This window comes from Escherichia sp. KTE31, from assembly GCF_000407925.1.
In the GTDB taxonomy this organism is placed as follows: Bacteria; Pseudomonadota; Gammaproteobacteria; order Enterobacterales; family Enterobacteriaceae; genus Escherichia; species Escherichia ruysiae.
On the sequence record NZ_KE136722.1, the window covers coordinates 1,026,370 to 1,039,394 of the forward strand.

11 protein-coding genes are annotated in these 13,025 nt (G+C 53.8%); 8 read left to right on the forward strand and 3 right to left on the reverse strand.

The genetic code is table 11. The features are described from left to right. Positions 1-18 precede the first annotated feature (18 nt). From prpC to codA, 5 genes are all read left to right on the forward strand, one after another. On the forward strand, positions 19-1,188 hold the full coding sequence (gene prpC / locus WES_RS16035) for a bifunctional 2-methylcitrate synthase/citrate synthase (RefSeq protein ID WP_016159229.1): 1,170 nt from the start codon (positions 19-21) through the stop codon (positions 1,186-1,188). Between the two features lie 147 nt (positions 1,189-1,335). Continuing rightward, on the forward strand, positions 1,336-2,787 hold the full coding sequence (prpD, locus tag WES_RS16030) for a 2-methylcitrate dehydratase (protein WP_016159228.1): 1,452 nt from the start codon (positions 1,336-1,338) through the stop codon (positions 2,785-2,787). 39 nt (positions 2,788-2,826) lie between these two features. Beyond that, a complete protein-coding gene (prpE, locus tag WES_RS16025) occupies positions 2,827-4,713 on the forward strand; it encodes a propionate--CoA ligase (protein WP_016235155.1) in 1,887 nt (628 codons plus the stop codon). A 333-nt stretch (positions 4,714-5,046) separates the two neighbouring features. Continuing rightward, positions 5,047-6,306 carry a cytosine permease gene (gene codB, locus WES_RS16020; RefSeq protein WP_016159225.1) on the forward strand — a complete coding sequence of 420 codons (1,260 nt, stop codon included), beginning with the start codon at positions 5,047-5,049 and terminating at the stop codon, positions 6,304-6,306. Beyond that, complete coding sequence (gene codA / locus WES_RS16015; protein WP_016159224.1) at positions 6,296-7,579, forward strand: cytosine/isoguanine deaminase; 1,284 nt, start codon at positions 6,296-6,298, stop codon at positions 7,577-7,579. The genes codB and codA overlap by 11 nt, the downstream gene beginning before the upstream one ends. A 39-nt stretch (positions 7,580-7,618) precedes the next feature. On the opposite strand, the gene cynR is transcribed toward codA, so the two are convergent. Continuing rightward, positions 7,619-8,518: a transcriptional regulator CynR gene (cynR, locus tag WES_RS16010; protein WP_016159223.1), complete on the reverse strand. Its 900-nt coding sequence runs from the start codon at positions 8,516-8,518 to the stop codon at positions 7,619-7,621. 109 nt (positions 8,519-8,627) lie between these two features. On the opposite strand from cynR, the gene cynT reads away from it, so the two are divergent. Genes cynT through cynX form a run of 3 tightly spaced genes read left to right on the forward strand, consistent with a single transcriptional unit; the run spans position 8,628 to position 10,975 of the window. Then, positions 8,628-9,287 (forward strand): carbonic anhydrase CynT, encoded by a 660-nt coding sequence (gene cynT / locus WES_RS16005; protein WP_000658645.1) that lies wholly within the window; start codon positions 8,628-8,630, stop codon positions 9,285-9,287. A gap of 30 nt (positions 9,288-9,317) precedes the next feature. After that, positions 9,318-9,788, forward strand: coding sequence for a cyanase (cynS, locus tag WES_RS16000; protein ID WP_000616242.1), 471 nt, complete (start codon positions 9,318-9,320; stop codon positions 9,786-9,788). A 5-nt stretch (positions 9,789-9,793) separates the two neighbouring features. Further along, positions 9,794-10,975, forward strand: coding sequence for a cyanate transporter CynX (cynX, locus tag WES_RS15995; protein WP_016159222.1), 1,182 nt, complete (start codon positions 9,794-9,796; stop codon positions 10,973-10,975). 134 nt (positions 10,976-11,109) lie between these two features. Here cynX and lacA read toward each other — a convergent pair whose 3' ends face one another. Further along, the gene (gene lacA / locus WES_RS15990; RefSeq protein WP_024195100.1) at positions 11,110-11,730 is read right to left on the reverse strand and encodes a galactoside O-acetyltransferase; all 621 of its coding nucleotides are present in this window, start codon (positions 11,728-11,730) and stop codon (positions 11,110-11,112) included. Between the two features lie 29 nt (positions 11,731-11,759). Continuing rightward, positions 11,760-13,013 carry a lactose permease gene (gene lacY, locus WES_RS15985; protein ID WP_000499564.1) on the reverse strand — a complete coding sequence of 418 codons (1,254 nt, stop codon included), beginning with the start codon at positions 13,011-13,013 and terminating at the stop codon, positions 11,760-11,762. Between the last annotated feature and the right edge of the window lie 12 nt (positions 13,014-13,025).

Here is a 13,025-nt window from a genome sequence, read left to right on the forward strand (position 1 = left end):
ACAAATGACGAGGACAACATGAGCGACACAACGATCCTGCAAAACAGTACCCATGTCATTAAACCAAAAAAATCTGTGGCACTTTCTGGCGTTCCGGCGGGTAACACCGCGCTTTGTACCGTAGGCAAAAGCGGCAACGACCTACACTATCGCGGCTACGATATTCTCGATCTCGCAGAACATTGCGAATTTGAAGAAGTGGCGCATCTGCTGATCCACGGCAAACTGCCGACCCGTGACGAACTCGCTGCTTACAAAACGAAACTGAAAGCCCTGCGCGGTTTACCGGCTAACGTGCGTACCGTGCTGGAAGCTTTACCTGCGGCGTCGCACCCGATGGATGTTATGCGCACCGGCGTTTCCGCGCTCGGCTGCACGCTGCCGGAAAAAGAGGGGCACACCGTCTCCGGCGCGCGGGATATTGCCGACAAACTGTTGGCGTCGCTGAGTTCGATTCTTCTCTACTGGTATCACTACAGCCACAACGGCGAACGCATCCAGCCGGAAACCGATGACGACTCTATCGGCGGTCACTTCCTGCATCTGCTGCATGGCGAAAAGCCGTCGCAAAGTTGGGAAAAGGCGATGCAAATTTCGCTGGTGCTGTACGCCGAGCATGAGTTTAACGCCTCCACCTTTACCAGCCGGGTGATTGCGGGCACCGGCTCTGATATGTATTCAGCCATTATCGGCGCGATTGGTGCACTGCGCGGGCCGAAGCACGGCGGGGCGAATGAAGTCTCACTGGAGATCCAGCAACGCTACGAAACGCCGGACGAAGCCGAAGCAGATATCCGCAAGCGCGTGGAAAACAAAGAAGTGGTGATTGGTTTTGGCCATCCGGTTTATACCATCGCCGACCCGCGCCATCAGGTGATCAAGCGTGTGGCGAAGCAGCTCTCGCAGGAAGGCGGCTCGCTGAAGATGTACAACATTGCCGATCGCCTGGAAACGGTGATGTGGGAGAGCAAAAAGATGTTCCCCAATCTCGACTGGTTCTCCGCTGTTTCCTACAACATGATGGGCGTTCCCACCGAGATGTTCACTCCACTGTTTGTTATCGCCCGCGTCACCGGCTGGGCGGCGCACATTATCGAACAACGTCAGGACAACAAAATTATCCGTCCTTCCGCTAATTACATAGGGCCGGAAGACCGCCCGTTTGTTGCGCTGGATAAGCGGCAGTAAGAAGAACGGAGCAGGAGGTAACAGCGCGCACAATTTGCCCGTTAGGGTGAGGGGGAAAGCCAGCTCAGAAGCAAACACTCACCCTCGATAACAGAGTAAAAAAATAACCACTTTAACTTTATAAAAAATCCGAAGGAAACGTACCCAATGTCAGCTCAAATCAACAACATCCGCCCGGAATTCGATCGTGAAATCGTTGATATCGTCGATTACGTAATGAACTACGAAATCAGCTCCAGAGTGGCCTACGACACCGCCCATTACTGCCTGCTCGACACCCTCGGCTGCGGTCTGGAAGCTCTCGAATATCCGGCCTGTAAAAAACTGCTGGGGCCAATTGTCCCTGGCACCGTCGTACCCAACGGCGTGCGCGTCCCCGGAACTCAGTTTCAGCTCGACCCCATCCAGGCGGCATTTAACATCGGCGCAATGATCCGCTGGCTCGATTTCAACGATACCTGGCTGGCGGCGGAATGGGGCCATCCTTCTGACAACCTCGGCGGCATTCTGGCAACGGCGGACTGGCTTTCACGCAACGCGGTCGCCAGCGGCAAAGCCCCGTTGACCATGAAACAAGTGCTGACCGGAATGATTAAAGCCCATGAGATTCAGGGCTGCATCGCGCTGGAAAACTCCTTTAACCGCGTCGGCCTCGACCACGTTCTGTTAGTGAAAGTGGCTTCCACCGCCGTGGTCGCAGAAATGCTCGGCCTGACCCGCGAGGAAATCCTCAACGCCGTTTCGCTGGCGTGGGTGGACGGTCAGTCGCTGCGCACCTACCGTCATGCGCCGAACACCGGCACACGTAAATCCTGGGCAGCAGGCGATGCCACTTCCCGCGCGGTACGTCTGGCACTGATGGCGAAAACCGGCGAAATGGGTTACCCATCAGCCCTGACCGCGCCGGTGTGGGGCTTCTACGACGTCTCCTTTAAAGGCGAGTCGTTCCGCTTCCAGCGCCCGTACGGTTCCTACGTTATGGAAAATGTGCTGTTCAAAATCTCCTTCCCGGCGGAGTTCCACTCCCAGACGGCAGTTGAAGCGGCGATGACGCTCTATGAGCAGATGCAGGCAGCAGGCAAAACGGCGGCAGATATCGAAAAAGTGACCATTCGCACCCACGAAGCCTGTATTCGTATCATCGATAAAAAAGGGCCACTCAATAACCCGGCTGACCGCGACCACTGCATTCAGTATATGGTGGCGATCCCACTGCTGTTTGGGCGTTTAACGGCGGCAGATTACGAAGACAAAGTTGCGCAAGATAAACGTATCGATGCCCTGCGCGAGAAGATCAATTGCTTTGAAGATCCGGCGTTTACCGCTGAATACCACGACCCGGAAAAACGCGCCATCGCCAATGCCATTACCCTTGAGTTCACCGACGGCACGCGCTTTGAAGAAGTGGTGGTGGAGTACCCAATTGGTCATGCTCGCCGCCGTCAGGATGGTATTCCGAAACTGGTCGATAAATTCAAAATCAACCTCGCGCGCCAGTTCCCGACTCGCCAGCAGCAGCGCATTCTGGAGGTTTCTCTCGACAGAGCTCGCCTCGAACAGATGCCGGTCAATGAGTATCTCGACCTGTACGTCATTTAAGCAAACAGCGGTAAGGCGTAAGTTCAACAGGAGAGCATTATGTCTTTTAGCGAATTTTATCAGCGTTCGATTAACGAACCGGAGCAGTTCTGGGCCGAGCAGGCTCAGCGTATTGACTGGCAGACGCCCTTTACGCAAACGCTTGATCACAGCAACCCGCCGTTTGCCCGTTGGTTTTGTGAGGGTCGAACCAACTTGTGTCACAACGCCATCGACCGCTGGCTGGAGAAACAGCCAGAGGCGCTGGCGCTGATTGCCGTCTCTTCGGAGACAGAAGAAGAGCGCACCTTTACCTTTCGCCAGTTATATGACGAAGTGAACGCGGCGGCGTCCATGCTGCGCTCACTGGGCGTGCAGCGTGGCGATCGGGTGCTGGTGTATATGCCGATGATTGCCGAAGCGCATATTACGTTGCTGGCCTGCGCGCGCATTGGCGCTATTCACTCGGTGGTATTTGGTGGATTTGCCTCGCACAGCGTGGCGGCGCGGATTGATGACGCTAAACCGGTGCTGATTGTCTCGGCCGATGCCGGGGCGCGCGGTGGCAAAATCATTCCCTATAAAAAATTGCTCGACGATGCGATAAGTCAGGCGCAACACCAACCGCGCCATGTTTTGCTGGTGGATCGCGGGCTGGCGAAAATGGCGCGCGTCAGCGGGCGGGATGTCGATTTTGCGTCGTTGCGCCATCAGCACATCGGCGCGCGGGTGCCGGTGGCGTGGCTGGAATCCAACGAAACCTCCTGCATTCTCTACACCTCCGGCACGACCGGCAAACCTAAAGGCGTGCAGCGTGACGTCGGCGGATATGCGGTGGCGCTGGCGACCTCGATGGACACTATTTTTGGCGGCAAAGCGGGCGGCGTGTTCTTTTGCGCGTCGGATATCGGCTGGGTGGTGGGGCATTCGTATATCGTCTACGCGCCGCTGCTGGCGGGGATGGCGACCATTGTTTACGAAGGATTGCCGACCTGGCCGGACTGCGGCGTGTGGTGGAAAATTGTCGAGAAATATCAGGTTAGCCGGATGTTCTCAGCGCCGACCGCCATTCGCGTGCTGAAAAAATTCCCTACCGCTGAAATTCGCAAACACGATCTCTCGTCGCTGGAAGTGCTCTATCTGGCTGGAGAACCACTGGACGAGCCGACCGCCAGTTGGGTGAGCAATACGCTGGATGTGCCGGTCATCGACAACTACTGGCAGACTGAATCCGGCTGGCCGATTATGGCGATTGCTCGCGGTCTGGACGACAGACCGACGCGGCTGGGAAGCCCAGGCGTGCCGATGTATGGCTACAACGTGCAGTTGCTCAATGAAGTCACCGGCGAACCGTGCGGCGTCAATGAGAAAGGGATGCTGGTGGTGGAAGGGCCATTGCCGCCGGGCTGTATTCAAACCATCTGGGGTGATGATGACCGCTTTGTGAAGACTTACTGGTCGCTGTTTTCCCGTCCGGTTTACGCCACGTTTGACTGGGGTATCCGCGATGTTGACGGTTATCACTTTATTCTCGGGCGTACCGATGATGTGATTAATGTTGCCGGGCATCGGTTGGGGACGCGCGAGATTGAAGAGAGTATCTCCAGTCATCCGGGCGTTGCCGAAGTAGCAGTGGTTGGGGTGAAAGATGCGCTGAAAGGGCAGGTGGCGGTGGCGTTTGTCATTCCCAAAGAGAGCGACAGTCTGGAAGACCGCGACGTGGCGCACTCGCAAGAGAAGGCGATTATGGCGCTGGTGGACAGCCAGATTGGCAACTTTGGCCGCCCGGCGCACGTCTGGTTTGTCTCGCAATTACCGAAAACGCGATCCGGAAAAATGCTGCGCCGCACGATCCAGGCGATTTGCGAAGGACGCGATCCGGGGGATCTGACGACCATTGATGATCCTGCGTCGTTGGATCAGAACCGCCAGGCGATGGAAGAGTAAGGTATTGTCGGATGCGTCGCGTGGTGCATCCAACAGCCGTGCTTAGATGCCTGATGCGACGCTTACGCGTCTTATCATGCCTACGAGCCAGAGCTGATCGGTAGGTCGGATAAGGCGCTCGCGCTGCATCCGACACCGTGCGCCGATGCCCGATGCGACGTTGGCGCCTCTTATCACGCCTACCCACTGTTTTTTCAGAGATAAATTTTCCCCATCTTTTTTTATTCATTCATATAAAAAATATATTCCACCACGGAAACGATTGCTTTTTATTTTCAGATGAATAGAATGCGGCGGATTTTTTGGGTTTCAAACAGCAAACGGAGGAATTTCGTGTCGCAAGATAACAACTTTAGCCAGGGGCCAGTCCCGCAGTCGGCGCGCAAAGGGGTATTGGCATTGACGTTCGTCATGCTGGGATTAACCTTCTTTTCCGCCAGTATGTGGACCGGCGGCACTCTCGGAACCGGTCTTAGCTATCATGATTTCTTCCTCGCAGTCCTCATCGGTAATCTTCTCCTCGGTATTTACACTTCATTTCTTGGTTACATTGGCGCAAAAACCGGCCTGACCACCCATCTTCTTGCTCGCTTCTCTTTTGGTGTTAAAGGCTCATGGCTGCCTTCACTGCTGCTGGGGGGCACCCAGGTCGGCTGGTTTGGCGTTGGCGTGGCGATGTTTGCCATTCCCGTGGGCAAGGCAACCGGGCTGGATATTAATTTGCTGATTGCCGTCTCCGGTTTACTGATGACCGTCACCGTCTTCTTTGGCATTTCGGCGCTGACGGTTCTGTCTGTAATTGCGGTTCCGGCTATCGCCTGCCTTGGCGGTTATTCCGTGTGGCTGGCCGTTAACGGCATGGGCGGCCTGAACGCATTAAAAGCGGTCGTTCCCGCACAACCGTTAGATTTCAATGTCGCGCTGGCGCTGGTTGTGGGGTCATTTATCAGTGCGGGCACGCTCACCGCTGACTTTGTCCGGTTTGGTCGCAATGCCAGACTGGCGGTGTTGGTGGCGATGGTGGCCTTTTTCCTCGGCAACTCGTTGATGTTTATTTTCGGTGCGGCGGGCGCTGCGGCGCTGGGGATGGCGGATATCTCTGATGTGATGATTGCTCAGGGCCTGCTGCTGCCTGCGATTGTGGTGCTGGGGCTGAATATCTGGACCACCAACGATAACGCGCTGTATGCGTCGGGTTTAGGTTTCGCCAACATTACCGGTATGTCGAGCAAAACCCTTTCGGTAATCAACGGTATTATCGGTACGGTCTGCGCATTATGGCTGTATAACAATTTTGTCGGCTGGTTGACCTTCCTTTCGGCAGCTATTCCTCCGGTGGGTGGTGTGATCATCGCCGACTATCTGATGAACCGTCGCCGCTATGAGCACTTTGCGACCACGCGTATGATGAGTGTCAATTGGGTGGCGATTCTGGCGGTCGCGCTGGGGATTGCCGCAGGCCACTGGTTACCGGGGATTGTTCCGGTCAACGCGGTATTAGGTGGCGCGCTGAGTTATCTGATCCTTAACCCGATTTTAAATCGTAAAACGACAGCAGCAATGACGCATGTGGAGGCTAACAGTGTCGAATAACGCTTTACAAACCATTATTAATGCCCGGTTGCCCGGTAAAGAGGGGCTGTGGCAGATTCATCTGCAGGACGGAAAAATCAGCGCCATTGATGCGCAATCCGGCGTGATGCCCATAACTGAAAACAGCCTGGATGCCGAACAAGGTTTAGTTATACCGCCGTTTGTGGAGCCGCATATTCACCTGGACACCACGCAAACCGCCGGACAACCGAACTGGAATCAGTCCGGCACGCTGTTTGAAGGCATTGAACGCTGGGCCGAGCGCAAAGCGTTATTAACCCATGACGATGTGAAACAACGCGCATGGCAAACGCTGAAATGGCAGATTGCCAACGGCATTCAGCATGTGCGTACCCATGTCGATGTTTCGGATGCAACCCTGACCGCGCTGAAAGCAATGCTGGAAGTGAAGCAGGAAGTCGCGCCGTGGATTGATTTGCAAATCGTCGCCTTCCCGCAGGAAGGGATTTTGTCGTATCCCAACGGTGAAGAGTTGCTGGAAGAGGCGCTACGCTTAGGGGCAGACGTCGTTGGGGCGATTCCGCATTTTGAATTTACCCGTGAATACGGCGTGGAGTCGCTGCATAAAACCTTCGCTCTGGCGCAAAAATACGACCGTCTGATCGACGTTCACTGTGATGAGATCGACGATGAGCAGTCGCGCTTTGTCGAAACCGTTGCCGCCCTGGCGCACCGCGAAGGCATGGGCGCGCGAGTCACCGCCAGCCACACCACGGCAATGCACTCCTATAACGGAGCGTATACCTCACGCCTGTTCCGCTTGCTGAAAATGTCCGGTATTAACTTTGTCGCCAACCCGCTGGTCAATATTCATTTGCAAGGGCGTTTCGATACGTACCCAAAACGTCGCGGCATCACGCGCGTTAAAGAGATGCTGGAGTCCGGCATTAACGTCTGCTTTGGTCACGATGATGTCTTCGATCCGTGGTATCCGCTGGGGACGGCGAATATGCTGCAAGTGCTGCATATGGGGCTGCATGTTTGCCAGTTGATGGGCTACGGGCAGATTAACGATGGCCTGAATTTAATCACCAACCACAGCGCCAGGACGTTGAATTTGCAGGATTACGGCATTGCCGCCGGAAACAGCTCCAACCTGATTATCCTGCCGGCTGAAAATGGATTTGATGCGCTGCGCCGTCAGGTTCCGGTACGTTATTCGGTACGTGGCGGCAAGGTGATTGCCAGCACACAACCGGCACAAACCACCGTATATCTGGAGCAGCCAGAAGCCATCGATTACAAACGGTAATTTCCTCTATGTTGAAGAGCCACTGACCTGTGTCAGTGGCTACCGTGATTCATTCCCGCCAACAACCGCGTATTCCTCCAACGCCATGTGCAAAAATGCCTTCGCGGCGGCTGTCTGCCAGCTATTTTTCCGCCGCAACAAAACCGCCGTTCTCTCCAGTAGTGGCGGGGCAAGAGAAATAGCTTTAAGCCCATCATGTTGTGTGGCAATCGCTGCTGGTAACAATGTGGAAAGGGAAGTGCGGCGAATCAGCTCCAGAACCGCGCTAATTGAGTTCGCCTCAATTACCACCTGTGGATGTAACCCCGCTTTCTCGCAGTAGTGGTCAATTTGCTCTCTGGTGGCAAATTCCGCGCTGAGCAGGACCAGTTTTTCATCATGCAAGCGACTCAGCTCTACCTGTTCATGCTCAGCCAGCGGATGATGTTGCGCCACCACCAACGCTAAACTTTCTGTCAGTAAAGGAATTGCCTCCAGCTCCGGCGAATGCACAGGCGCGAAAGCAATCCCAACGTCCAGCTCGTCGCGGCAAAGCAGATCTTCTATTTTCTCCTGCGACATTTCCTGTAGCCGGAGCGTGATGCCGGGGTAACGCGCATAGAAATCCGCCATTAAAGGGCCAATAAAGTAGCTCGTAAAGGTAGGGGTGACGGCGATACGCAGCGATCCTCGCGTCAGCTCGGCAACATCATGAATCGCCCGTTTACCCGCTCCCAGTTCCTGTAATGCCCGGCTGGCGTACTGTCGCCAGACTTCCCCCGCATCGGTGAGACGAATCGTTCGCCCGCTACGGTCAAACAGCGGCACGCCTAAACTCTCCTCTAACTGGCGAATCTGCTGGGAAAGCGCAGGCTGGGAGACGTGCAACGCACTGGCGGCACGGGTGAAGCTGCCATGTTCAGCCACGGCAAGAAAATAATTGATATGTCGAGAGAGCATTCGCCAACCTATAAGTAAATCCAATAGAACTCATCATAAATGAGACTTTTACCTTATGACAATCGGCGAGTAGTCTGCCTCTCATTCCAGAGACAGACAGAGGTTAACGGTGAAAGAGATTATTGATGGATTCCTTAAATTCCAGCGCGAGGCATTTCCGAAGCGGGAAGCCTTGTTTAAACAGCTGGCGACACAGCAAAGCCCGCGCACACTTTTTATTTCCTGCTCCGATAGCCGTCTGGTTCCTGAGCTGGTGACGCAACGTGAACCCGGCGATCTGTTCGTTATTCGCAACGCGGGCAATATCGTCCCTTCTTACGGGCCAGAACCCGGTGGTGTTTCGGCTTCGGTGGAGTATGCCGTCGCTGCGCTTAGGGTATCCGACATTGTGATTTGTGGTCATTCCAACTGTGGTGCGATGACCGCCATTGCCAGCTGTCAGTGCATGGACCATATGCCTGCCGTCTCCCACTGGCTGCGTTATGCCGATTCTGCCCGCGTCGTTAATGAGGCGCGCCCGCATCGCGATTTACCGTCCAAAGCTGCGGCGATGGTACGTGAAAACGTGATTGCTCAGTTGGCTAATTTGCAAACTCATCCATCGGTGCGCCTGGCGCTCGAAGAGGGGCGAATCGCCCTGCATGGCTGGGTCTACGACATTGAAAGCGGCAGTATCGCAGCCTTTGACGGCGCAACCCGCCAGTTCGTGCCACTGGCAACCAATCCCGGCGTTTGTGCCATACCGCTACGCCAGCAAGCTGCAGCGTAACCATACTTTTAATCCATCAGGAGATTTACCATGATTCAGTCGCAAATTAACCGCAATATTCGTCTTGATCTTGCCGATGCTATTTTGCTCAGCAAAGCTAAAAAAGATCTCTCATTTGCCGAGATTGCCGACGGCACCGGTCTGGCAGAAGCCTTCGTGACCGCTGCTTTGCTGGGGCAGCAGGCGCTTCCTGCCGACGCTGCCCGTCTGGTTGGGGCGAAACTGGATCTCGACGAAGACGCCATTCTACTGTTGCAGATGATTCCGCTGCGTGGCTGCATTGATGACCGTGTTCCAACCGACCCAACGATGTACCGTTTCTATGAAATGTTGCAGGTGTACGGCACCACTCTGAAAGCGTTGGTTCATGAGAAGTTCGGCGATGGCATCATCAGTGCGATTAACTTCAAACTCGACGTCAAGAAGGTGGCGGACCCGGAAGGTGGCGAACGCGCGGTCATCACCTTAGATGGCAAATATCTGCCGACCAAACCGTTCTGACAGCCATGCGCGACCATCAAAAGACGTTCACGATGCTGCTGGTTCTGGTGCTGATTGGTCTTAATATGCGACCACTGCTCACCTCCGTCGGACCACTGCTACCGCAGTTGCGTCAGGCGAGTGGAATGAGCTTTAGCGTGGCAGCCCTGTTGACGGCTCTGCCGGTGGTCACCATGGGCGGGCTGGCGCTGGCCGGAAGCTGGCTTCATCAGCATGTCAGCGAACGTCGCAGCGTCGCCATCAGCCTGGTGCTGATTGCCGTCGGTGCATTGATGCGTGAGCTTTACCCTCAAAGTGCGCTGCTGCTCAGCAGCGCACTGCTCGGTGGGGTGGGAATCGGCATCATTCAGGCGGTGATGCCTTCGGTGATTAAACGGCAGTATCAGCAGCGCACGCCACTGGTGATGGGGCTGTGGTCTGCGGCACTTATGGGCGGTGGTGGACTTGGTGCTGCCCTGACGCCCTGGTTAGTTCAACACAGCGAAAAGTGGTATCAAACACTCGCCTGGTGGGCGCTGCCTGCCGCTGTTGCGCTCTTTGCCTGGTGGTGGCAGAGCAATCTCCAGGCCTCTTCATCTCACAACACGACAATCACTCCGGTTCGTGTGGTATTCACTCCTCGCGCCTGGACGCTGGGGCTTTACTTCGGTCTGATTAACGGCGGTTACGCTAGCCTGATTGCCTGGTTACCCGCCTTCTATATTGAGATTGGCGCCAGCGCGCAGTACAGCGGCTCCTTGCTGGCGTTGATGACGCTTGGGCAAGCTGCGGGGGCGTTACTGATGCCTGCCATGGCTCGCCATCAGGATCGGCGCAAACTTTTGATGCTGGCACTGGCGTTACAACTGGTTGGTTTCTGTGGCTTTATCTGGCTGCCACTGCAATTGCCGGTATTGTGGGCGATGGTGTGTGGTTTAGGTCTGGGCGGCGCGTTTCCGCTCTGTTTGCTGCTGGCTCTCGACCACTCTCCGCAACCGGCTATTGCTGGCAAGCTGGTGGCGTTTATGCAGGGGATCGGCTTTATCATCGCCGGGCTTTCCCCCTGGTTTTCTGGCGTGTTGCGTAGTATCAGCGGCAATTACCTGATGGACTGGGTGTTTCATGCGCTGTGCGTTGTTGGGCTGATGATCATAACCCTGCGATTTGCACCGGCACGTTTTCCGCAGCTGTGGGTCAAAGAGGCATGAGGCGACGCTTGTTTCGCCAGATGATGGGAAAATAAATTATTGTCAGATGCGCTTTGTTCACGCCGGATGCGGCGTGAACGCCTTATCCGGCTTACGTAGAGCACTGAACTTGCAGGCCTGATAAGCGTAGCGCATCAGGCAATTTTGCTTTTGCCATCAGTCTCATAATCTTTGAAATAATATTGCTTATCCCGGTCGTTTATTTCGCGAATAACCCGACAAGGAACGCCCGCAGCCACGACGTTTGGCGGAATGTTTTTTGTTACGACACTACCCGCGCCAATAACCGAATTTTCCCCGATGGTGACGCCTGGATTAATGACTACATGACTGCCAATCCAGACATTATTACCAATCGTTATCGGAAAAGAGTACATCTCTCCGTTTTTTCTTAATTCATGGTGTACAGGGTGCCCGGTAACGGAAATAGTAACGTTGGGTGCAATCAGTACGTTATCACCGATCGTTACCGTGTAATCATCGACGATGGTTAAATTGAAATTTGCATAAAAATTGCGGCCTATATGGATGTTGGAACCGTAAGAGAAATAGACAGGCGGTTCTATCCAGGCATTTTCCCCTACCGTGGCAAACATTTCTTTAATCAGGCTTTCCCTTTTTTCAACTTCCGCTGGATGCGAGTGATTAAACTCATACATTAACGTTTTCCCACGAAGTCTTTTTTCAGGTAAGCCTTCGCACATATCGGTAAATAGCTTTCCTGCTTTTATTCTTTCTGTCATCGACATGTTCATTACGATTATACCGTTCCGACATTGATTGCTTAAGCGACTTCATTCACCTGGCGACGCAGCAGAGAAAGCGGGCCGGGGCCGCTGAGCGTGAACACGGAAATTAAGGTGAAGCCCAGCGCCACCAGACCCAGCACCAGATACGCGCCCTGGAAACCGATACTTTCATACATATTGCCTGCCAGAACAGACATAAAAATCATCGCCAGTTGCTTAAAGAAGCAGAAACAGACCAGATAAATTGTCGCTGAAAAACGCACTTCAAACTGGCTGGTAATATATTTAAAGCAGCCCACCAGCAGGAACGGTACTTCAAACATATGCAGCGTTTTTAGAATAACCACTTCCAGTGCCGAGGTGGCGAACGATGAGCCAATAATACGTACTGACATAATGGTGCCAGCCAGCAGCAGGGCGTTTTTCCCGCCGATGCGATTAATGATCAGTGGCGCAAAGAACATAATCGAAGCGTTAAGTAATTCGCCCATTGTTGTGACATAGCCAAATACCCGCGTACCCTGCTCACCGGTGGCAAAGAACGAAGTAAAGAAATTAGCAAACTGTTGGTCAAAAACATCGTAGGTGCAGGAAACGCCAATAACATACAGCGACAAAAACCACAGTTTGGGTTGTCTGAACAGTTCCAGCGCCAGCTTAAGGCTAAATGCCGAATGGTTGGCACCTACGGCATTGGCAACCGTGGCGGAAGAAGGTGCATCCGTTTTGGCGAAAAAGAGCAAAATGGCGAGAATGAGTGCACAGCCAGAACCCAGCCAGAAAACAAACTGATTATTGATGGTGAACATAATGCCGACAATCGAGGCACACAGCGCCCAGCCAACGCAGCCAAACATCCGAGCGCGACCAAATTCGAAATTACTGCGACGGCTGACCTTCTCGATAAATGCTTCTACTGCTGGCGCACCGGCGTTAAAACAAAAGCCAAGATAAATACCACCAACAACCGAACCTACTAAAATATTGTATTGTAACAGCGGGCCAAAGATAAAAATAAAGAATGGCGCAAACATCACTAACATGCCGGTAATAATCCACAGCAGGTATTTGCGCAGTCCAAGTTTGTCAGAAAGCAAGCCAAACAGCGGTTGAAATAACAGAGAGAACAGGGAAATCGCAGCGAAAATAATGCCCGTATCACTTTTGCTGATATGGTTGATGTCATGTAGCCAAATCGGGAAAAACGGGAAGTAGGCTCCCATGATAAAAAAGTAAAAGAAAAAGAATAAGCCGAACATCCAAAAGTTTGTGTTTTTTAGATAGAACATAATGGATTTCCT